Origin of the sequence: Pseudidiomarina aestuarii, from assembly GCF_048263735.1 — a bacterium.
Lineage (GTDB): Bacteria > Pseudomonadota > Gammaproteobacteria > Enterobacterales > Alteromonadaceae > Pseudidiomarina > Pseudidiomarina aestuarii_B.
In genome coordinates, this window is the sequence record NZ_JBLXDX010000001.1 from 971,192 (window position 1) to 994,307 (window position 23,116).

Here is a 23,116-nt window from a genome sequence, read left to right on the forward strand (position 1 = left end):
TGTTCAGTTTGGCATTCACTGCTACAATGATGGCAAATGAACGAACCTCACTAAGAGTCTCATGACCGACGATTTCAATGAATTTGACGACGACCTACAAAGTAAGTCGCAACTAAAACGTGATGCCGAAGCACAACAAGCGCTCGGCGAAAAACTTATTGCCATGCCTGCGGGCAAACTCGCGAAAATACCACTGGACGAAGAACTGCTCGACGCCATTTTGCTGGCCCAGCGTATTCGCAACAAACGCGAAGGCTTTCGGCGCCAGCGCCAACTGGTTGGCAAAATGATGCGTGTTCGTGACACAGCGCCGATTGAAGCTGCAGTGTCTGAATTAGAGCAAGCACATTCCCAGCAAACCGCACTCTTCCATCAATTAGAGCAATTCCGCGATGCCATCATTGCCAACGGCGACGAGGCCATTCAAGAATTTATCGATGCGCATCCGCAGGCAGATCGACAAAAGTTGCGGCAACTACACCGACAAATTGTGAAGCAGCAACAAACCGGTAAACCACCTGCCGCTGCTCGCGAACTGTTTAAATATTTACGCGAAGTCGCCGCTCACGACTAAGCCGTACCGCCCACCGTCAAGGCGTCGAGTTTCAAGGTCGGTTGACCGACGCCTACGGGAACGCTTTGCCCATCTTTCCCACACACACCGACGCCAGCATCTAACGCTAAGTCATTGCCGACCATAGATACTTGGCACATGGCTTCCGGACCATTACCAATCAAGGTTGCGCCTTTGATCGGTGCAGTGATTTTACCGTCCTCAATCAAATACGCTTCTGAAGCCGAGAACACAAACTTACCCGACGTAATGTCCACCTGACCACCGGCAAAATGCGGTGCATAAATACCTTTCTTCACGCTCGCAATAATTTCACTCGGGTCATGTTCACCCGCCAGCATGTAGGTATTGGTCATGCGCGGCATCGGTAGATGTGCATAAGACTCTCGACGACCATTACCGGTCGGAGCAACGCCCATCAAGCGCGCATTCAGTTTGTCTTGCATGTAACCGACTAAGCGGCCTTTCTCGATTAATACGTTGTAACCCGCTGGCGTGCCTTCATCATCCACAGCCAATGAGCCACGGCGATCAGCAATCGTGCCGTCGTCGACAATAGTACAATGCTCAGACGCCACCAACTCACCCATTTTGCCGGAGTACGCTGATGCCCCTTTGCGATTGAAGTCGCCTTCCAAACCATGCCCAACGGCCTCGTGTAAGAGGACGCCCGGCCAACCTGAACCCAGTACAACCGGCATAGTACCTGCTGGAGCGGCTTGCGCTTCGAGGTTCACCAATGCCTGCCGAACGGCTTCTTTCGCGTAGTCTTGCCAGCGCGGTTGCAGGCTGTCTTCTGCGGCAAAGAAATAGTCATAGCCAACCCGCGCGCCACCACCTGCACTGCCGCGCTCGCGCTTGCCGTTTTGTTCAACCAGCACCGTACAATTCAAACGCACCAAAGGACGCGAGTCGGTGGCAAAAATACCATCGGTGCCAGCTACCAACACTTCATCGTAACTACCACTGATGCTGGCAATGACTTCCACAACGCGCTTATCGAGGCTGCGTGCGAAGGCATCAACTTCTCGTAACAGGTCGATTTTTGCGGCTTCGTTCAGCGTCGAAATAGGATTGGTTGCTGCATAACGCTCTGGTGTTTTTACCGATTGCAGTTGCGGTAAGGTGCCATGTGCTCCGGCAGCTGCAATGCCCCGCGCTGCGGCGGCGGCATTCTGTAATGCAGCCGGTGAAATATCATCGGCATAGGCAAACCCAGTTTTTTCACCATGAATAGCGCGCACACCTAAGCCCGCTTCGATATGAAAGCTGCCATCTTTGACAATACCATCTTCGAGTACCCAGGATTCATTGACGCTACTTTGCAAATAGATATCCGCGAAATCGATAGTGCCGCTGTACATACTCTGAAGCGCATCAACGAGCGCAGTGCGGTCTAAACCGTTCGCTTGCAAAAGTTGTTGTTCAACACGACTGGAAAGGGTCATTTATACACCTGTTTACGACTTGAATAATGTTTCGATACGGGAATATTGGCCCGGATCTGCTGTTGTTTGTGGAGCTCAATAGACGCTGTCGCTAAGCCCTCTGTGGGCGTCTCACATTCCGCGACTATGCTGCCCCAAGCATCCGCTATTAACGCATGCCCGTACGTCTGGCGGCCATTGGCATGAGTACCGACTTGCGCTGCGGCAACCAGTGCGCATTGCTGTTCAATAGCTCGCGCGCGAGTCAGGACATGCCAATGCGCGACGCCCGTTACTTGGGTAAACGCAGACGGGAGTACTATTAGATCAGCGCCTTGTTCGCGAAGTGCTCGGAATAGCTCTGGAAAGCGCACATCATAACATACTGCCAATCCCAATACGCCAAACTCCGTGGTAACAGTCACGACTTCATCACCAGCTTCGGTCCACGCCGATTCGCGGTAGCTCTTCGTGTTATCGTCCACATCCACATCAAATAAATGCACTTTGTTATAGCGTGCAATACAAGTTCCTTGCGGATCGAAAACTAGTGATGCGGCACTAAACTTGGCTTGCTCCATATCGTCAATCAAAGGAATGGTGCCCGCTACCAAATACACGCCAAACTCACGCGCAAGCTCGGCCAACTGGGCTTGCATGGGTCCCTCGCCGGTCAGCTCGGCAAGTTCGCGTTGCCGTTTGTCGCCCGCGCCAAAACACAGGCACGCTTCGGGAAGTACCACTAATTGCGGACGTGCCGCTGGAAGTTGCTCAAATAGTTTCCGAATGGTCGCGAAATTAGCCGCGGGTTCCGCCTGGCTGGTCAGTTGCACTGCCGTTACTTGCAGGGCTTGCTGAGGGCTTTTTGTCGGTGCTTGTGTTGTCGGTGCTTGTGTTGTCGATGCTGTTGTCATCCTTCACCTCCGTAGCTTCGGGTTCTGCGGCTGGCTCTTCATCTTGTGGAATGGTCACTTCACGACTGGAGCGTGCAACCTCTTCGACAACAGGCTCATCCATAGTTCCGCTGATTTTATACTCAAGACGGCTGATCACTTGCGCGTTTTGCAACATGCGGTCAATCAATAGCGCTGCGAGTCCAGACGGCGGATTCACCATCCACGCCAGAATAACCGGCAAGCTCGATGTCACTTTCGGAGCAAAGAAAAGTTGATAATCGATGGCGCGCGTCACTAAATTGGTTTGCCCTGCTACATCCATATCACCGGCTGAACCGTTCATGACCGTATTGTCGGTTCGCACCAACCCATTTTCAATCGCAAACGTGCCGCCAAACGATGTGTAGAAAAGCCCATTGGCAAACACATCTCGGAAATCAAAGCGCAGTTTGCGAAGAATTCCTTCCAGGCTCAGTAGTGAGAAGATTCGTGCACCACCATCGCTCACTTCGTTCAAGTAACCCTGGCCCAACCGCCAGTCGACTTGGCCGTTCAATGTTTCTGGGTTGTAGGCGTCTGGCGCGCCCTGCCAGCTCAAATCAAAGTCCATGCTAGCTGGGCTGTCTTGCACCATGGTCGTGATATTGTAATCACTTAAAAATGCACCCAAGTCATCGCTACTAAAATTACCTTCCATCCGCGTGAGCGTGTCAATGCTCTCACCTTGTTGCCACAAACCGGTAGCGGTCAACACATGACCATTGTTCGCAATGCGTAAGTTGCTAACTCGCAGACCGGCTGAATCAGGCGCTACCGAAAAAGCGACCTCACCTAAGGGATATTCGCCGTAGCGACAACGTTGGCAGCTAAAATCAATCTGCGGCACCTTGCGCAAATCAACTTCAGCTATCGATTCCACTTCTTCATCTACGGCTTCGGCGATAGCTTTTACGGGAGGCTCCAATTCGAGATAATCCGCACTGATGGTGACCGCTAGCGGCGCCTCGGCGCTTGCCATCAAGCTACCTTCCAGTTGCGCTTGGTCGGCATTGGCACGAAACAACCAACCCTCATCGGTTGGCCACAAAATCCCGTCGAAATTACTCAGCTGATGGTCACCGAACTGAAAGGCTGGCGTCACTACTTCAATATAGTCAGGACGGAGGAAGCGATAGCGTTCGCGTCCCTCTGCTGGTGCTTGCTCACCTAATTCAGCGAATGCCGCTATGGTGTCAATCCAATCCTCCAACACGATTTCATCATGACCAATTTCGACCATAAAGTTCGGATTCAAGCGCAAGGTATTGGGATTTGGCTCACTCGGCACGCCTTCGCCGACGCGCAAAAAGCCCTGTTGCAGCTCAGTCGCGGCACCGTCAAGCTGCAACTCCAATAACGCTTGGTCGCCATACTGGCTGTTAATCAAAATGGAGTCGTTTCCACCGGATATCTGTAACTGCCAAGGTATAGCCACATCACTTGATTTGCGAAGTGGTGTCGGCAACTCGAGTTCAAGCGCGGCTAAATCAGATCGCTGTTGCCAGTTGAATGAATACGCCTCGGGCTCTAATACCAGTTGCAGACGTCCGGTCCAGTCGAACACACCAGAAACGAGGTCGCTATCAAAATTCTGCCATGTGCCGGTAAGCCCCAGGTCGACGCGGTAATCCTCACCGTCTGGCGCACCGTTAAGATCACCTTCAACAATCTGCCCAAGCCAACTAAAGAGTAAGTCTTCACTTTCAATTTCTGCATTGCGAAATCGTACTACTCCATTCAAGTCTCGGAATTGTTGTTGCAGCGGTTCGACAAACAAATCATTGTCCGCCAAGTTGGCATAGCCTTCGGCCACAACATTACCACCACCTTTAAGAGGAATGGTGAGCTTCAGCTCACCGTTCAATGGTCCAGCTAATTTCAGTTGGGTAAAGGTGGTGCCCAGACTATTCGCCAACGGGCTCTCAGCAAATACAGGTTGAAGTTCCTGAGCTGCGCCGCTGATTTCTGCATCAATCACCAACTCGGGAATGTCTGCAATCAAATTGGGAATGCGGGTATGCACAATGGGCAACTGCATATTCCCCAATCGGCTGCCGGTGGCAGCGATATGCATCCGCTCATTATGAAAATCGACAATGGTTCTGCTATCAGTCAGCGGCAACCACTCGCTGCGGAATTGATAGGTTAACTGTTCGAGGCGTGTACGCGCTTGAAAGATCCCACTACCATCAACATAAGGAAAGTCGCTCAGCTTGCCGCGCCATACCATGGCGAGGTCATCGACCTGCGCTTCTACCATTGCAGTCGAAAGATAGTCTTGCAGATTGCCGCCCATTACTATTGGGAGATTGCCACGCAGTGCCGACACATCCATTGATTCTTGATTCGTGCTGTGTAGCGCTAAATCGACATAAATCGAGTCGTCTCGGGGCTCAATGGCGCCCTGTAGGCGCAGCGGTAAACCGGGTAACTCGATGCGACTCGATGAGTCGATCTGCAGCCGCCACTGAGGCGTTTGCTCTGCATTATTGAAACTGAGTTCCCCGCGCGTATCGATGCGCGGTAACAGCCATGCCTCTGAGACACTCAATGCTTCGCTACGAATGGCACTGTCGGTGCCGAATAAGTGCCACTGCACACTTGAGCCAGCGCCAAAGCCCTGTCCCCATAATTCCACATTCACACCGGTGAGGCCTGGAATGCCCGCCGCTTCTTGCCAGCTGAGATCGTCACTGCTTAACCACCACTGTGGGGATTCGTTGATGGGAAAGTGAGCAACCACATCAGCTCGGCCAGTTAACTGACGAGCAGCCAAATCATCACTTAGGACGGCACCCGCACTCCCGGTGATGGTGAGCAGTTGCGCGAGTTCAGCCAAAGGAGCTGCTTCAATACTGATTGCCTGCCCTGCCGCATCACGCTGCCAACTAAACGATGGTAGCTGCCAACTGGAATCATCGTGCTGCACAGTAATTGGATTGCTATTCACCAACCAGCCGTTGGTAATAGGATTGAGCTTGAGCAGGCCGGCAGGGATGACCAATCGATGATCACGATCATCCACTCGCCACCGCAATGCATTGCGACCGAGTTGGAGACTGCCGTCATTAAAGGTCGAATCCGCAAAGTTGAGCCACAAGGTAAAGTTAAATTCCGCGGTTTCAATTTCTGTATCAATGACTTGTTGTTGCAACCACGGAGTGATGTCGAGATTCTCGGCATTCACATACACTTGTCCCGCAAGAGCCTGCAAGTCGTTCCCTTCAATATCAATCACAATATCGAGAGTGTTCTCAGTAAAGTCGGCAATACGCAATTGCCCAGTGCCTTGGTGTTTGGAGCCATCATTCATCCAACTCAATCGCGCAATTTCAATCACGCGCTGAACGCCCACCAAATTGATCAGCTCGACGGTGCTATCTTCAATGACTACTAAATCGAGTTGGTTCAGCAACAAGCGCGGAATCAGTTCATTGGTCGGTAATCCTTCGGTTCCAGACACGTCGCGCAAGTCATAGGTAAACTTGGCGTCAGCGAGGGTGATTTGTTCAAACTGCAGCGTCCAAGTGCGCAAACTATCCCAAAAATTCAAATGAACCCGAGCTTCGGGCAGTTGCACTCTTGTGGCTTGTTGCGAAGATGATTGAATAGCGAGCTCGTGCAGTACTAGTTGAGGTCCACTGGTACGCCAATCAGCACTTAATCTACCAATGGTTGCCTGTACATCGTATTGTTGCTGCACAAAGGCTTCAGCTTGGGTGGTTAAATCAGGGAGTTGCGGTAACAAGTAACGCAGAATTGTCAGCAGCACAGCAAACAGCACCAGCGCAGTAGCGACACTGTAGAGAAGTGTTCGGTAAGCCCAACGTGCTGATAGCCGCCACATAGTTACATCATAACCACATCAAATTGCTCTTGGTTATAGAGCGGTTCAATCGAAATGCGCACTTGCTTGCCAATAAAGACCTCAAGTTCCGCCAGCGCGTGTGACTCTTCATTGAGCAAGCTATCGGCTACTTTCGGTGAAGCATAAACCACAAAATGGTCGGCTGCATACGCACGATTCACGCGGACGATTTCGCGCATAATTTCGTAGCACACCGTCTCCACGGTCTTCATGCTGCCGCGCCCACTGCAGACCGGGCACTCGGAGCACAACACGTGTTCCAGGCTTTCGCGGGTACGCTTACGGGTCATTTCGACCAGACCGAGCGTGGTAAATCCGTTGATGGAGGTTTTCGCACGGTCTTTTGCCAGTGCCTGTTCCAAGCTGTGCAGAACCCGCTTGCGGTGGTCGTTGTTCTGCATATCAATAAAGTCGATGATGATAATGCCACCCAAGTTACGCAGTCGCAGCTGTCGTGCGATCGCTTGGGTCGCTTCAATATTGGTGTTGAAAATGGTTTCTTCGAGATTCCGATGCCCGACAAAGCCGCCAGTATTGATATCAATGGTGGTCATGGCTTCGGTTTGGTCAATAATAATGGAGCCACCCGATTTGAGGTCCACTTTGCGGTCCAAGGCGCGTTGTACTTCGTTTTCAACGTCGAACAAATCAAAGATCGGCCGATCACCGGTGTAGTATTCCAGCGCTTCGGTAAGCTCAGGGATAAATTCGGTCACAAATTCATTGAGCAGATCAAAAGTAACGCGCGAGTCGACTCGGATCCGCTCAATCTGTTCGCCGACAAAGTCGCGCAGAATACGACACGACAAATTCAAATCTTCATACACCAGGCCAATTTTACGCATGGCTTTACGGCGTTTTTGGATGGTGTCCCAAAGCCGCCGCAGGAAGGCGGCATCACGGCTAATGTCCTCGTCGCTGGCACCCTCGGCAGCGGTGCGGACAATAAAGCCCCCTTCGCTATCGCAATACGGTTCAGCCGCTCGCTTGAGTCGATCACGCTCTTTTTCATCTTCGATGCGCTGGGAAATACCCACATGAGGCGATTGCGGCATCAACACCATGTAGCGTGACGGAATAGTGATGTCGGTGGTTAAACGTGCGCCTTTGGTACCCAGAGGATCTTTGATAACTTGTACTAGAATTTGCTGCCCCGGCCGCACCAGTTGCGCGATATCGGCGGTGCTACGCATCGGCTTAGCATCAATTTCTTCGACCTGTTCAATGTGCGTCACAATATCGGACGCATGCAAGAATGCGGCTTTATCGAGGCCAATATCAACGAAGGCTGCTTGCATCCCAGGCAGAACCCGTGACACTTTGCCGACATAGATATTGCCGACCAAACCACGCTTGGCTTGGCGTTCTATATGCAATTCTTGCAAGATGCCATTCTCGATTAACGCAACGCGCGTCTCGGTTGGCGTCACGTTCATTAAAATTTCTGCGCTCACAGGCTAAGATCCTTTACTGATGGAGGTTGAGTCTGCAGCCGCATGCGCGTGCTCAACCGCCTGCAATAATTGTTCGGTTTCATATAAGGGTAATCCTACCACAGCCAGGTAACTTCCCTCGAGGTGAGTCACGAACTTGGCCGCGCGCCCTTGAATGCCATAGCCACCTGCTTTGTCATGGGGTTCGCCACTGTGCCAATAAGCCGCAATTTCGGCTTCGGTTAATGCTTTGAAGGTCACTGTTGCGCTGACTACTGCGACCTGTTGTTGCGTGCCATCGGTCACTGCAACCGCAGTCAAAACCTGATGCTTGCGGTCGGATAGCAGCGCCATCATGCGACGATAATCGGCTTCATTTTGAGGTTTTTCGAGCACAGTGTCGTCGACGGTGACTATGGTATCGGAGCCGATCACCATCGCCGCATGCTGGGGATGTTGCTGCTGCCACAACGCGAAACCTGCTGCTGCCTTGGTTTCAGCTAAGCGCTGCACATAAGCGGTTGGCGCTTCGCCGGATTCCCGTTCTTCAGGCACGTGGGTAACCAGAACCTGAAACGGACGGTCGAGCAGTTGCAGTAGTTCGCGACGGCGCGGCGATGCGGACGCAAGGATCAGTTCCATAAGAGCTTCCTAGCGAATGGCGTAACGACGACGATACTGACGCAGGATGAGATACATCCACGGCCATAGAATCGCCGACGACAGCACCGGATACATATAGGACAACTGGAACACAGCATCATTCAAGACATGTTCAAGTTCATACACAATGGCTCGCTTCACCAGTACCAACATGCCGACAATAATGGCTTGCTGTGTCAGGGAGTAGTTGCGGATCCGTTGAAAATGACGAATAGCAGGATAAGCCATGATCAGTAATGCAGTGGCATAAATACCGAATACCGAGCCCATGAGAATATCGGCGAGCAAACCTAAGATAAGTACCGTACCCACACCGACCCGGTGCGGTATAGCTAGCAACCAATAAATGATGAGTAGACTGAGCCAATCGGGACGCCACGCTTCCAGCATCGAAGGCAGCGGCATCACCGTCAACACCATCGCTACTACGTAGCTCACCAACAAAGGTGTTAGGCCAGACTTAATCCACATTGTTGGCTGCCTCCGTTGCTGGCTCAAGCTCGGTTTCGAGTTCAGTGTCAACTGGTTCATCATAAACTGGCGATTCGGTCGCATCAGCAGGCCATAGCAATAACACGGAACGAATGCGGTCAAGTTGCGAGAAAGGCTCGGCGAGTACTTTGGCATACTGCAGGCGCTCGTCACGGTCTATCGACACAATTCGCGCCACTGGGTAGCCTTCGGGGAACACACCGCCAAGACCTGAGGTGAGCAACACATCACCCTCTTCCAATTCGGTGCTATGCGGAATAAATTTCAATTCGACGCGTTGTAAATCACCAAAACCTTGCGCCAGCACCCGAATATCATTGCGTTCAGCGCGCAGCGAAATGGCATGACTTTGATCGGCTAAGAGCAAGATTCGTGCGGTATTGCGACCAACGCTGAGCACTTGTCCGACAATTCCGCGATCATCCAACACCGGCTGGCCCTCATACACACCATTTGCGAAACCTTTGTTCACAACAACTTGGTGAGAAAACGGGTCGGTGGCAACAGCAACCACCTCGGCGACCATACGCCGTGAGGTTTGGCGCACATCGGAGCCGAGCAACTGTCGCAATCGGGCATTTTCATTTTCGAGGAAGTTGAGCCGTTGCACGGCCATTTGTAATTCTTGCAGTTCCTGCGACAAGGCTTCGTTCTCTTCACGCAACGCCGACCTTGTTTGTGCCAGATACACTAAACGGTCGAGTACTTGCTCAGGGAGCACAGCTAGATATTGAACAGGTGCAACTAGGGTACTTAAAAACGAACGCACCGGCTGCATGGTATTGAGCCGGTGGTCGAGAAAAATCATGAGGGCAGCAAACGCCAGCGTGAGTAGCAGGCGTGTGCGGAGCGTGGGACCTCGTTCAAACAGCGATTGCATGCAATCGCCTACTCGTAACTAAAAAGGTCACCGCCGTGCATATCGATCATTTCCAGAGCTTTACCGCCCCCTCGCGCTACACAAGTGAGCGGGTCATCAGCAATGATGACTGGAATGCCGGTCTCTTCCATGAGAAGACGGTCGAGGTCGCGTAACAAGGCACCACCGCCAGTCAACACCATACCGCGTTCAGAAATGTCTGACGCCAATTCAGGTGGGGACTGTTCCAGAGCAACCATAACAGCGCTCACAATGCCTTGCAGTGGCTCTTGCAGAGCCTCTAAAATTTCGTTGCTGTTGAGGGTAAACGAGCGTGGTACCCCTTCAGCCAAGTTACGGCCACGCACTTCAATTTCGCGCACTTCATCGCCTGGGAATGCCGAGCCGATTTCATGCTTGATGCGTTCCGCGGTCGCTTCACCAATCAGTGAGCCGAAGTTACGGCGAATATAATTCACAATGGCTTCGTCAAACTTATCGCCACCAATACGTACCGACGATGAGTACACCACACCATTCAATGAAATGATGGCGACTTCAGTTGTACCACCACCGATATCCACAACCATAGAGCCGGTTGCTTCAGAAACGGGTAGACCCGCACCAATTGCCGCAGCCATTGGTTCATCGATGAGATGCACTTCACGCGCACCAGCACCGAGTGCAGATTCGCGAATTGCACGACGCTCAACTTGGGTAGAACCACAAGGGACACACACTAATACACGTGGGCTTGGGCGGAAGTAGTGGCTGTCATGTACTTGCTTGATGAAGTGCTGCAGCATTTTTTCGGTGACATAGAAGTCTGCAATCACGCCGTCTTTCATGGGGCGGATGGCTTTGATATTTCCCGGCGTTCGACCGAGCATCTGTTTGGCCGCATGGCCTACCGCAGCGACGCTTTTCGGTCCACCTGAACGTTCTTGGCGAATCGCAACGACCGATGGCTCGTTCAACACAATACCCTCGTCTTTGACATAGATGAGTGTGTTTGCTGTTCCTAAATCGATCGACAGATCGTTGGAGAAAATACCCCGAAGTTTCTTAAACATGGACTGGCCAATCCCTACTTAATAATTTTTATGCGTGATTCTGGTGTTGCTATGCAGCGCACAGTGGTTGATCACCACACTTTAGCAATGTGGGCTTCGTACGGCAAGCAGCGAGGGGCTTATATTACCACGGTTTTACCGATTCATTACCAACCCAATTCACGTTGATAGATAATTCGATCATTACCACGGAAAACGCCAAATTCAATCGGCGCACATGGATTCAATTCTGGACTGATTGCAGGGCTGCAATCATCGTCCCAATTAAACTGTAGCCACGGCAAACCGATATCATTCAGATTCAGAATCCAGTCAAAGGTTCCTGACAATCCTTCAACGGCCGTTTGTCCCAGTAATAATGGCTCTAACGTGGTGGCAGTACCATCACTCATCGCCGTCGCGACCAGCGTTTGCGCTTCGAGATCGGCAGCGGTCAAACTTTCGTCTGAGACAAAGTTTTGAAAGCGCGTTGCTTCGGGTTGCATCCACACATCACTATACAAAGTACTGTCATCGCGAATGTTATTTACAAAACCGGCGCCATCAAAATACTCGATGGTGAAATCCAGTTCCAAAGTATCATTGGCTGGACCATAGCTGGCTAGTAAGCGTAACCGACCGTCTAACAATTCGGTTCCCTGCAGTGGCGTAAATACATAACTCAGGCAAGCACCGGCAGCACTGGTTTTCACGCAGACATCATCGCTGTCAGTCAGACTGGCGGCTGGCAGGGTTAGTTCGGCGCAAGCTTGAAATGGCGGAGTGTATACCGCTGGATCCTGGACATAGGTCAAACCCGCTTCAGTGGTCAGTGACGCAATAAACTCGCCGTCCACATCTGTATCTGTACCGCTGTTTATGGTGGCGGTTGAAGCGCCAAAACCAGTCAGCGCAAAAGGTCCTTGCGCGTCGCAGGTGGTTGAATGCGTATAACTGCGCAGCGACCAATCGGGCGTGTATTTGAAGAAATCATCACGGTAGTTGGTAACAGGGGTGCCTTGGACACTCCGAGGCGCCAAACTAAGCTGCGGGAAATTACCGCTCAGTACAAGCGGTTGTCCCACGTAGGTAAAATCATCTTGCGCGGGTAGGAAGGTAGGCTGAACCACCTCACTAGCGGTGAAATAAGCTGGGTAGAATCGACCCATAGGGACGCTAGTACCAGTGACATCTGCGGTGCCTAAATAAGCACCACCGGTGTGTGTTGCTAAAAACTCCACCACGCCAATATCGCTGTACCTTGCGGTGGCACTGGAATAAGTTCCGGTGCCACTGCCATCAAAGGCTAAGTTGTCATCCAGCGTCACTGCACCGCCAGCTCCGGTTGGTGCGACATAGTTCGGAGTTCCGGCTAGCTGTGGGCGTTGTTGTGGTGATTCATTGCCATAATTCGGTGTCGTCGCACCTTGTGCATTGACGGCAGTAACCGCAATCGGGAAGGTTTCGCCAGCCATTTTATATTTGGGCGCAATGCTGTAATCAGCCGAAAACGCAGACACATCCGCTGCTGCCTCGGTGCTAATTACAAACGCGAATGGTCTTACTATCACATCAGTGTCAAGACTACCTGTAAGTTCAGCTGCCGTGGCCACTGTTTTGCGAGCGGTGAAATCAATCGCACCGACATCCGAATACTCGACAGGTAGTGTCGCAATACCGCCGGTAAAAGTAGTACTGACCGTCGCAAAAGTTGGCGCAGTCGAAATAGTCGTCGCACCGGTTGTCGCATTCTGCAAACAAGTCATAGGATTAGTACACGTCATCGCTAATTCGATATCTTGCGCGCCATCCAGTGCAGCCACGCACGCACCGGTATTGTTATCCGTGCGAATGGCTTCAACGGTCAAGTTAAAACCGACGCCGGCTTGAGCAGTGGTTGGTGCGCTTAGCAAAAAGCCAGTATCGACAAAGTTGATGGCACAATTGTCAACGCCAGCCAAATCACACTGATTCGGCGTCACGAAAGACTCAGAGGTTTGCAAAGACAGTGTATAGGGACCAGCTACGCTCACTGCCAGTTGCACTGTCGCCGGACCACTCGGGAAGCTGCCAGTTTCAGTAAATGTGTTTACACCGTCGGTCGCGGTCAGCGTGTAAGTGCCCGTAGCTGCGACGCTTGCCGAGCAAGCCGCATCAATACAGGGCACCAGTGTAATGGTCTCCGCTAAACACGTCAGGCCTTCGCCATCATGCACAATTTCAAAATGGTCAACGTCGCCGCTCGGATCGGCACAAGGGTCTTCTTCGTTGACTCCAAAGTCACAGGCACCACCACCGGGATCGCCGTAATCACTTCCATCAGGGGCGTTCACATAACCGTCGACATCGCCGTTGTTGTCGGTAATACAGCCGGAGTTTACGTTACCCGTAATCTGACCATTATTGACGACAGTTTCGCCCTCATTGTCGTCACAGTTGACGATGACATCACCGTCAACTGTACCTTCGTTGGTGAGGTTACCGGTTCCGGTCACTGTACCTGTTACGGTTGAGTTCCCACCAGAAATGATAATATCGTCACCAGTTAAATCACCTTCTACATTATTGTTCTGACCGAGAGTGATATCATCGGCGGTGACGTTGCCGATAATGGTCACGTTCTCACCGGTATCTAGGTTACCGTCAACGGTCACGTTCCCTTCAATGGTACTGTTATTGCCTAAGGTAACGTTGCCGCTGACGTTGAGGTCACCGTCAAAACTTGTATTGTTGCCCACCTGAATAGAGCCATCGACAATCAGCTGAGCATTGACCGTATTCCCATTGTTTCCAGCAGATAAGTCACCCTGAACGTAAAGAACAACCTCAGTTGCTAAACCACCGATGTTAATATCCGTTCCGCGTAAATCGAGGTCACCCGTAATAGTCCAATACACCGGCTCGGAGAACTCAATAAAATTATTATTGCCGTTAATGAGGGAAATATTTCCGGTACACACCACATCCAGATAAGTAACTGTGCCAATAGTTTGAGTGGTTCCAGGAACATCACAGTCGCGAATCGGGTTTTGACCACCGCCGGTACCGATATCATCGGGCAGGAAATATGTATCCGCCCATGCTACCGATGGTAGCAGTGTAAGCAGTGCGAGCCACTTAATCATTCGCATCGGTGGCCTCCGTCAATATTCTGCGGGTGTAGGTTTCAGTACCCAAGTCACAACTTCCTTCCGCTTCGAGTCGATACAAAGTCGCGTAGAGTTCGGTCACAATTATTTCTGCACAAGTGACTTCAGCACTGCAATTTCGCAGCCCCTCGGAGTCAAATGCGGGTATGGTGGTTACGCTGCAATCGGCAACACCGCCACCAACTGGGAATAGCTTCAACAAGGCTTCTTGCGTTGCGCTCTTCGCGGCAAAATTCGCTCGCGCACCACCGACATTGGCCACCGTAGCACTGCTGGCACTGCCGAATAAACTGTAGAGCGCAACCGCAATCAGTGCCATCACCACAATGACAAATATGGCGACCACCAGTGCGCTTCCGGATTGACGGTTAGGGTAAGTTAACAATGGTCACCCCATGATGCATAGTTAAGCGTTCATTACTGCGCGCACTGCCAATAATCAGCACTAGCTCGATGGTTTTACGGCGGACGTCATTGGCCACTTCCTGAAACGGCCGCTCTGCCTCTAATGCGACATTATTGACGACAAAGTTTGCCATTACGTCTTCGCTACCCGTCAATGGTAAAGTCAGTAAATCCGGTTGATCTTCCTCAACGCCATAACCACTGAATCGTACCAACCGGTTCGTGGTGGTCACGCACCAACTAACAGGGTCATCAAGGATATAAAACCGCTTGGCCGGACTTTCACGTTGAAAGCGCGTGGTCGGATCCAATTCAAATTCAGTATAGCCCGCTGCGGGAGTATCAGCATTAATGACAGTTATTTCCTTGACCCGACGGTCATCCGCGTAGGCATGCGTTTCGGTTTGTGCAAAAATCGCAATGCGTTGGCCTACCTCAAAATCGTCTTGGAAGGGAGTCACCACCTGCAAGAGGTTGGTTTGAAATGGTAATTGTGTATAGATACTACCAGAAATAACCGGAATATATTCAATACAGCGATAGTCAGCACTCACTCTCACACTCGCTGGAAGTGCATTTTCAAGCTCTTTCGTGAGCCGTTCTAACAAGAAGCGCCCTTTGCTGACTTGCTCATCACGAGCTACTGCATCCACGTATATTTGGGTACCGAAGCCAACAAATTGATAACCGCCAATGCCAACAATACCGAGCAAGACAATCACGATGATCAATTCGATTAAGGTAAAACCTTGCTGCTGTGCGCGTATCATAAGTTACCTCGATACGCAGCAAAGGTAATCACTTGCCCATTTGGCGTGGTGACATCAACTTGAATACGCTTATAGTCTTCGATGGTCGCATCAGGTCCACAGCTGCCCGTAATACTGTCGGCGTAGCAGACTTCGACGGAGACCTCGAAGTTACGATACAAATCACTGATGGTTTCACCGCTGAGTAGTTCACCTGCGGTGGTGTAGTCATCAAAATCATCGACATCATTCCAGTCTTCGCGATTGGATTCTTCAGCCCCGAGTGTTGTGGAACATTGCCGTGGTGGCGATGGATTACAGGAGCTTGCGCTTGAGCCTTGCGAATTGGCTTGGTCAAAGTCGAGCGCTAAAATCTCGGTCAGTAACGACTGTCCAAGCTCGGTTGCTCGCACTTGATAAACGGGGTCGACCGAATTTCGGGATTGCTGAAACAGCGTCGACGAGATGCCGACGAGCGCGATTGCCAGCACGACTAAACCCACGATAATTTCGACGAGTGTGAAACCTTTGCTTGACGTCATGGGCAAGCCCCAACATAAATATAGCCCTGGCGACCAACACAGACCTTGAGGCTGCTGACACCGGTAATGGTGAATTCGTGATTCACTGCATCTTCGCATATACCGGGGGCTTCAATCGGACAACCGAGCGCATTAAACGCTAGTGTGTATGGAACGGCTACGGCGGAGCTGGCAATGGTGACGTTGGCTGACGCTGCTTCGGACGTGGAGATACCACTGCCGGTGCTCGGTAGCGGATTGGGAATGGCGACTGCGGCGCAATCATCCACGGCACCGAAGCGGTCGGCTTCGATGCGCACACCATAGCATTGCGTGGTGTCTTGCATCGCGCGCTGCTGTTGCAGCCGAAGGACACTGTGAAGACGTGCTTGGAAAAACCTTTCATCAAAACCTTCACGGCCGAAAAAGACGGGGCCAGCAGTAACCGCGAGGATACCAATCACCACGACCACAATCACCAACTCGATGATAGTGAAGCCTTGATTGGATTGGTACGGTTGTGCTGCCATCGCTCGAAACCTAGCGTGAAAGTGGTTTAGAAATCATACGTGGCAAGAACTGGCTAAGACAAGCCAAATATTGAAGAAAAGAAAAGGCGCCGAAGCGCCTTTCTTAAAAGCTATTAACAACCAGTCGCTGTAATGGTGATGGTTGGCTGAGCGCCAGCCGAAGCTGCTGGAGTGTACTCAACATAGCAGTTCGTAATTTCATCCCAGTCGATACCTGGAGTTACGCGCCATGCCTCTGCAGCATCTGGGTCGTCAACGTTACGGCCTGCTGGAGAAATACGCACAGTATCAGTCAGTTCAGGACCAACAGGATCTTTTGAAGCGCCGCCATAACCAATGTCCCAATCACCTGAACTAAGGTTTAATCCGTCTACTATGCCCAGCGCCGTTGGTGCTGGGTAACCGAACTGGATCTCATAGGTATCAGCAGTTGGATAAGTATCATCGGTAATGTTGCCAACGGTCGCATTATCATCAATACCCAAAGTCTCATTACCTTCAATCAGCGACTTACCATAAATAATGTCGCCAGCTGAGATCATCGACGCCTTAACTTTTTCTAGTGTACCTTCACGAGCATCAGCTCCGAAGTTAATGAACTGAGGCGCAGCGGTGACTGCCAAAATCCCCAGGACCACGATAACAATGATCAATTCGATCAATGTAAAACCTTTTTGTGAGTTCATAACGCACTTCCTTCCATTTTTAAGAGGATAAACCCCAATTATAAGTATAAATCTAAAATCAGTTATTACTGTAAATGCTTACCCCACCGGTGCGTGGATTGTAAACAAACGCATTGCCCACGCTCAGATAGTCATCACCCGCCGGTGCAGCGGTGCGACTTTTAATGGTATTTGCTAAGTAATAGACGCAAATATCATTCGTCCCGTTATTTTCGCGAGCCACGAAATAACGGTTTTCACCCAGTAGGGTAAAATTGGTAGTGGCGGTTGGCGCTCCTTGCAGTATAGCCTGCATTAAGGTTCGACAATCGTCAGCAATTAAATTCTCGTCATGGGCATCCAAATTACTGTTGCCACTGACTGGGAAACCCGTATTACCATCTACATTGACGGTAATACCATCCATCACCACTTCAGCGCCAGCGCCTTCGGTATTACCGGCAGGTCGGCCGCGTAATTCCCACTCTGCTCGCACTAAAGAAATGGCAGTAGCAAAGCCACCGGCAACGCCTTCAAGCGCAGAGTCTTCAGCGTCAGCTGTGACACTGGTGAATCGTGGTAACGCCGAAGCTGCAAGTAATCCAAGGATTACCACCACAATAATCAGCTCGATTAAAGTAAAACCTGATTGTCTGTTTTGTAGCACTTGGAACTTCCCCTTACAACACTGTGGTTATTATCTAGTCATCTATACATTTTTTCAAATAATATAAGCTATGGGTATTCGTTTATATTTTGTTATTTTTACTAGCTGCCACCTTGGTAGGCACTCATCATGTCCCACATTGGCATAAAGATACCCAACGCCATCACTGCCACAATAACCGCAACGATTGCCAGCATGATAGGTTCTATCTTAGCTGTCAAACTTTTCAAGTCGTAATCGACTTCACGTTCATAGTAGTCAGCGACCTCAGTCAACATTTCATCTACACGTCCCGTTTCTTCACCGACTGCGATCATCTGCAGGACTAATGGGGTGAACAACATGCTGGATTTAGTGACTCGGGTTAAACTTTCACCCCGTTCAATATTGCGACGCATGTCATTGATTTTTCGGCCCATCCACGAGTTATCAACGGCATCAGCAACCAGCGTCAGGCCTTGTGTGAGTGGGACACCGGCGCGCAACATCACGGCAAAGCTGCGGCTAAAGCGCGACAGCAATGAACGCATAATAATGCTGCCGATGAGCGGGATCTTCAGCTTTAAATGGTCCCATTTTAATTTTCCGCCGGCTGTACCTATGTATTTAACGACACCGAACCAAGTCACGCCAATACCGAGAATCATGGCCGGCCAATAAGCAACGAAGAAATCAGAAGTGCCAATCAAGATTCGCGTGGCTAGAGGCAACTCAACACCGAATCTTGCAAACATTGACGCGAACGTTGGAATCACGAAAATATTCAGTACAAATATCGCAATGACCAAGGTAATGGAAATGAAGGTCGGGTAACGTGTTGCTTCTTTGACCTGTTTGCGGGTTTCTTCTTCCTTACCTAAGTAACTGGAGAGCTGTTCAAACGACTCTTCCAATTGACCGGTATTTTCACCGACATGAATCACCGCCACTAATAAGCGTGGGAACACTTTCGGATGCATCGCCATCGCAGCTGAGAGTTGCCGACCTTTTTCAAGTTGATCGACCAAGTCGAACAGGACTTCCGATAATCGTTTGTTGGTGGTGTTTTCCGCCAAACCTTCCATTGCCCGAAGCATGGGGATGCCGGCTTTGGTCAAAGCATACATTTGGCGGGTGAAGACTATCAAATCTTCAGCGCGAACTTTTGGTTTGAACAACTCCAGCGATTGCGAGTCTTTTGCGGCAGCTCTCTTCGCTGAAGCGATTTCGATTGGGGTCACGCCCCGGCGGAGCAATACCTCTGCCGCGCCAGACTCGGTTGACGCATCGACCATACCAGAGACTAACTTGCCGTCGGAGCCGCGGCCACGATAACTAAAATCAGCCATCATTGCCCTCCTCGACCTCGGCTATATCCGCCGTATCAATGCGTAGTTCTTTTTCTTCGACGGTTTCTGCCAAGAACAATACTTCTTCCACGGTGGTGATGCCGTCACGTGCATAGTCGAGTGCGACGTCGGCGAGTGGACGAAACCCTGCCGACTCTCGCGCTGCTTGCGCGAATTCGCGCATGTTGCTGTCGCGCAGTGCGTCGATCATGGCTTCATTCATTTCTAATAATTCAAAGACACCGACTCGACCTTTGTAACCGGTATGGTTGCAGTTTCGACAGCCACGACCGTGAACAAAACCACTGCCATCGGCTGGCAATGAGGGACGCATGCGTCGCAGCAATGTGATGTCTTGTTGCTCTAATTCTTGCGGCTGTTTGCAGCTTTCGCAAACACGGCGGATCAAACGCTGAGCTAACACACCACGTAACGCAGCACCGACTAAATATGGAGCCGCACCCATGTCGATTAAGCGCAATGCGCTGGTAATCGAGTCGTTGGTGTGCAGTGTGGTCAATACTAAGTGACCGGTAATGGAGCCGCGGAGACCAATTTCAACGGTCTCACTATCACGCATCTCACCCACCATGATGATGTCGGGGTCTTGCCGTAATGTGGTCCGCAGTACATTCGAGAAATTCAGACCAATCTTCGAATTCACCTGAACCTGGGTGATTCGAGGCAGGCGATATTCCACCGGATCTTCGACGGTAATGATTTTCTTCTCAGCCTGATTCAGTTCGCTGAGTGCACCATAGAGTGTGGTGGTTTTACCAGAACCTGTTGGACCGGTAACAATTAACATGCCGTAGGGACGATGAATCAAGCGGCGCACGCGTTTCAGGATCTCATCAGGCATACCCGTTTGTTCAAGATTCAAAAGTCCCGCGGACTGGTCGAGCAAACGCATGACGCAGGATTCGCCGTACTGCGTTGGTAGTGTGGATACCCGCACGTCAATTGCGTGGTCCCGCACTTTAATATGGAAACGGCCATCTTGAGGCAGCCGCTTTTCCGAAATATCGAGGCCGGACATTAGCTTCAAGCGCAATAATAAGGCGCTCGCGATATTCGTCTCGCGTAAGACGTTTTCTTGTAAGACACCATCGACCCGCATGCGGATGCGAAGCGCATTATTATCAGGTTCTATGTGAATATCCGATGCGCGTACTTGCACCGCATCGGCAAAAATAGACTGCAATAACTTCGCGACGGTGGCATCGTCATCTTCGTCATCCAAGGACAATGAGCCCAGATCAAACTCAGATGTGTCCTCATACTCCGTCTGCAACTGACTCGCAAACTGCGCGATATCTTTGGTGCGCCGGTATAAGTTATCGAATGCTGACAGCAACTCATGATCGGGGACAACAACGAGGCTGATTTCACGTGGCGACAACACCTGCGAAATCGCATCTATAGCGGCTAAGTCGGCAGGATCCGACATCGCTACGGTGGCCTCTCTCGCTGATGCCTCTACTACCAGCGCACGATGCCGCCGCGCCTGAATTTCAGGTAACAAATTGACCGTTTCCGGCGGGATTTTCCGTTCTGACAGTTGGATAAATGGAATATTCAGCTGCTTGGCAAGGAACTCGAGCAAGTCGTGTTCGGTAATCAAACCAAGATCAATCAGCGTCACACCGAGCTTACGCCCATTCTGCTTTTGGTCGTTGAGGGCTTGCTCTAACTGAGCTTCTTTAATGATGCCTTCTTGAACCAGCAGATCACCGAGGCGCATTTTCAGACGTGGACGCATGTTAAGAGCCTCCCAACGCCTGCAAGCGATCTTCCGCGTAACGTCGCGCATCAACACCCAGGTCACGCGCGAATGCTGCTTGCTGATAGGCCCTTAGCGCTGCTGCTGGCTCACCTGCGTCCTCAAACGCAACTGCAGCTGCTAACCACCAACGGCCTTCACCGTTCAAATTCGCTAGCGCCAGAAAATCCTGTGCGGCTTCTGTGAAGTAACCTAATTGGTTTGCCGAGTTTCCACGAACTTCGAGTAAATCGGAATATTCAGCTGTACTCGAATCCAAAGACTGCAGCGCAATGTAAGCATCTTCAATGCGCCCCATGCGCTCAAGAATTCTACCGAGCAAGAGTTGCCACTGACTTTGCTGCGGCACCCGATCCAGCCCTTGTTGTAAGATCGCGACAGCTCGTGTCGCGAAACCGCGACCATACCAATAAGCCGCCAACTCGCTGCGCACGGCAACGTGCTCAGGCATTACGGTGAGTGCTTTTTCCAATAATTCTTGGCCCTGTTCACGCTCGCCGCGCCGCAGTGCACTGCGCGCTTTCTGTAAATTAGTCTCGGCTAACTCATTCGGACTCAGTTGCACCCGCTCGACGGCAAACGTTGATGGGGTATCATCGGGCGCTTCAACTTCGGCTTCAGGTTCAAGCTCAACTGCCACTGCTCTCTGTGAAAGGGTGTCATCACTCACTGCGGGTTCAGCTTCCGCTGCTACCTCTTCCAATTCCGTAGCTGCTGACTCGGATGACGATGCCGGGATCTGGACAAGTTCGCGTGGTTTTACTGGCCCGCGCTGCAAAGCAGGCTTGCTAGCAGTTTCACTTTCGGTTTCCGCTTTTTCATCGACTGGGTTCGTCGGTTCCTCTGCAGCTGCAGGAACAACGGTTGGCTGATTCGTGACCGGAGCTTCAACCGTTTGCACTACGGTGTCAGTATCCGTGGTCAGCCACCAATAGATATTCAAGAGAACAATGATCACCACTGCTGTACCTACGGCAATGCCAATCATCCAGGTCCAATGCAGTGGTTGTGGTGCTACCGCAGCGGGTGTGTAGGAACCTTTTGACTGCTGTTGTTGGCGTTGATCTAAGTCACGCAACATCCGATTAATGACGCTCACAGCCAGCCTCCAAGCCAGCCTTGGCGGTAGGCAAAGAAACCAGTAACAGCAATTACAACTGCACTGACTACGCCAATCCATACGCCCCAGGCGGTTGGGTTTAGCTCGACATCTTCAGTATCAGCAACCGCCGTTTTGACATGTTTAGGGAGGACTGCATAGGTTCCTTCACCGTAGCAGAGCAGCAGAACCTTGTGGCATAACACATTAGCAAGACGCGGAATACCACGACTCGCTTCATGCAACTGCTGCACGACCTTACCACTGAAAATAGGTGGACCTTTGTAGCCAGCCACATGTAAACGGTGCGAAATATAGCGCGCTAATTCATGTATGGACATGGCATGCAGGTTGTAGCTAAACGAAATACGTTGACGCAACTGGCGGTGTTCGCGCTGCGCCAGTCGTTCGTCGAGTTCAGGCTGACCAAACAACACAATGTGCAGTAGCTTACGACTCTCCGTTTCTAAATTGGAAATGAGCCGTAAAGCCTCCAAACTCTCCGACGGCAGTGCTTGTGCTTCATCGAGTACAATGACTACAGTTTTGCCCTGCTGGTTGATTTCCAGCAACTTCTGTTGAATAGCTTGGGTGAGCAACTGTTGGTTATGCTCGTCATCAATCTCAACCTGTAACTCACGCGCAATCTGCTCGCGTAGTTCGGCTGGATTGAGGTAGGGATTCGGGATATAGGCAGATACAAATTGTTCGGGTAGCTCATTCAGCAGCTTACGGCAGAGTAATGTTTTGCCGGTACCGACTTCACCTACAACTTTAATGAACCCTTCACCGGTTTCCAAAGCGGTCAACAAGACCTCGAGCGCCGAACGATGCCCGTCGAGATCACAGTAGAAACTGGTGTTCGGTGTTAGCGTGAACGGCAGTTCACGCAACCCGTAGTGGTTCTGATACATGCG

General features: G+C 51.1%; 20 protein-coding genes. 1 reads left to right on the plus strand and 19 read right to left on the minus strand.

Going from position 1 to position 23,116, the window contains the following annotated elements; genetic code table 11:
• Positions 1-61 precede the first annotated feature (61 nt).
• Positions 62-574, plus strand: coding sequence for a ribosome biogenesis factor YjgA (gene yjgA, locus ACN0S4_RS04485; RefSeq protein WP_417656500.1), 513 nt, complete (start codon positions 62-64; stop codon positions 572-574).
• Here the strand turns inward: yjgA and tldD are convergent.
• The 19 genes from tldD to ACN0S4_RS04580 form a co-directional block, all read right to left on the minus strand.
• Positions 571-2,022 (minus strand): metalloprotease TldD, encoded by a 1,452-nt coding sequence (gene tldD, locus ACN0S4_RS04490; protein ID WP_417656501.1) that lies wholly within the window; start codon positions 2,020-2,022, stop codon positions 571-573. The genes yjgA and tldD overlap by 4 nt on opposite strands.
• Complete coding sequence (locus ACN0S4_RS04495) at positions 2,019-2,915, minus strand: carbon-nitrogen hydrolase family protein (protein WP_417656502.1); 897 nt, start codon at positions 2,913-2,915, stop codon at positions 2,019-2,021. Before ACN0S4_RS04495 ends, tldD begins: the two co-directional genes overlap by 4 nt.
• Positions 2,800-6,783: a YhdP family protein gene (locus ACN0S4_RS04500; RefSeq protein WP_417656503.1), complete on the minus strand. Its 3,984-nt coding sequence runs from the start codon at positions 6,781-6,783 to the stop codon at positions 2,800-2,802. Before ACN0S4_RS04500 ends, ACN0S4_RS04495 begins: the two co-directional genes overlap by 116 nt.
• Before the next feature lie 2 nt (positions 6,784-6,785).
• The gene (gene rng / locus ACN0S4_RS04505) at positions 6,786-8,258 is read right to left on the minus strand and encodes a ribonuclease G (protein WP_417656504.1); all 1,473 of its coding nucleotides are present in this window, start codon (positions 8,256-8,258) and stop codon (positions 6,786-6,788) included.
• A 3-nt stretch (positions 8,259-8,261) separates the two neighbouring features.
• Positions 8,262-8,879: a Maf family protein gene (locus ACN0S4_RS04510; RefSeq protein WP_417656505.1), complete on the minus strand. Its 618-nt coding sequence runs from the start codon at positions 8,877-8,879 to the stop codon at positions 8,262-8,264.
• A gap of 9 nt (positions 8,880-8,888) precedes the next feature.
• Positions 8,889-9,371, minus strand: a complete 483-nt coding sequence (mreD, locus tag ACN0S4_RS04515; RefSeq protein ID WP_417656506.1) for a rod shape-determining protein MreD — start codon at positions 9,369-9,371, stop codon at positions 8,889-8,891.
• Positions 9,361-10,272: a rod shape-determining protein MreC gene (gene mreC, locus ACN0S4_RS04520; protein ID WP_417656507.1), complete on the minus strand. Its 912-nt coding sequence runs from the start codon at positions 10,270-10,272 to the stop codon at positions 9,361-9,363. The genes mreD and mreC overlap by 11 nt, the downstream gene beginning before the upstream one ends.
• Before the next feature lie 8 nt (positions 10,273-10,280).
• Positions 10,281-11,324 (minus strand): rod shape-determining protein, encoded by a 1,044-nt coding sequence (locus ACN0S4_RS04525; RefSeq protein WP_169930553.1) that lies wholly within the window; start codon positions 11,322-11,324, stop codon positions 10,281-10,283.
• Positions 11,325-11,470: 146 nt separating this feature from the next.
• Positions 11,471-14,434 (minus strand): DUF6701 domain-containing protein, encoded by a 2,964-nt coding sequence (locus ACN0S4_RS04530; RefSeq protein WP_417656508.1) that lies wholly within the window; start codon positions 14,432-14,434, stop codon positions 11,471-11,473.
• On the minus strand, positions 14,421-14,837 hold the full coding sequence (locus tag ACN0S4_RS04535) for a hypothetical protein (RefSeq protein WP_417656509.1): 417 nt from the start codon (positions 14,835-14,837) through the stop codon (positions 14,421-14,423). The genes ACN0S4_RS04530 and ACN0S4_RS04535 overlap by 14 nt, the downstream gene beginning before the upstream one ends.
• The gene (locus ACN0S4_RS04540; protein ID WP_417656510.1) at positions 14,821-15,627 is read right to left on the minus strand and encodes a PilW family protein; all 807 of its coding nucleotides are present in this window, start codon (positions 15,625-15,627) and stop codon (positions 14,821-14,823) included. Before ACN0S4_RS04540 ends, ACN0S4_RS04535 begins: the two co-directional genes overlap by 17 nt.
• Complete coding sequence (locus ACN0S4_RS04545) at positions 15,624-16,148, minus strand: type IV pilus modification PilV family protein (protein ID WP_417656511.1); 525 nt, start codon at positions 16,146-16,148, stop codon at positions 15,624-15,626. Before ACN0S4_RS04545 ends, ACN0S4_RS04540 begins: the two co-directional genes overlap by 4 nt.
• Entirely contained in the window at positions 16,145-16,657 is a 513-nt protein-coding gene (locus tag ACN0S4_RS04550; RefSeq protein WP_417656512.1) for a prepilin-type N-terminal cleavage/methylation domain-containing protein, read from the minus strand. Before ACN0S4_RS04550 ends, ACN0S4_RS04545 begins: the two co-directional genes overlap by 4 nt.
• A 113-nt stretch (positions 16,658-16,770) precedes the next feature.
• On the minus strand, positions 16,771-17,343 hold the full coding sequence (locus ACN0S4_RS04555; RefSeq protein WP_417656513.1) for a prepilin-type N-terminal cleavage/methylation domain-containing protein: 573 nt from the start codon (positions 17,341-17,343) through the stop codon (positions 16,771-16,773).
• 58 nt (positions 17,344-17,401) lie between these two features.
• On the minus strand, positions 17,402-17,989 hold the full coding sequence (locus ACN0S4_RS04560) for a type II secretion system protein (RefSeq protein ID WP_417656514.1): 588 nt from the start codon (positions 17,987-17,989) through the stop codon (positions 17,402-17,404).
• Positions 17,990-18,090: 101 nt separating this feature from the next.
• Complete coding sequence (locus tag ACN0S4_RS04565; protein ID WP_417656565.1) at positions 18,091-19,317, minus strand: type II secretion system F family protein; 1,227 nt, start codon at positions 19,315-19,317, stop codon at positions 18,091-18,093.
• Positions 19,310-21,079, minus strand: coding sequence for a GspE/PulE family protein (locus ACN0S4_RS04570; RefSeq protein ID WP_417656515.1), 1,770 nt, complete (start codon positions 21,077-21,079; stop codon positions 19,310-19,312). Before ACN0S4_RS04570 ends, ACN0S4_RS04565 begins: the two co-directional genes overlap by 8 nt.
• A 1-nt stretch (position 21,080) precedes the next feature.
• Positions 21,081-22,199 (minus strand): tetratricopeptide repeat protein, encoded by a 1,119-nt coding sequence (locus ACN0S4_RS04575; protein ID WP_417656516.1) that lies wholly within the window; start codon positions 22,197-22,199, stop codon positions 21,081-21,083.
• Positions 22,196-23,113 (minus strand): ExeA family protein, encoded by a 918-nt coding sequence (locus ACN0S4_RS04580; protein ID WP_417656517.1) that lies wholly within the window; start codon positions 23,111-23,113, stop codon positions 22,196-22,198. Before ACN0S4_RS04580 ends, ACN0S4_RS04575 begins: the two co-directional genes overlap by 4 nt.
• Positions 23,114-23,116 lie beyond the last annotated feature (3 nt).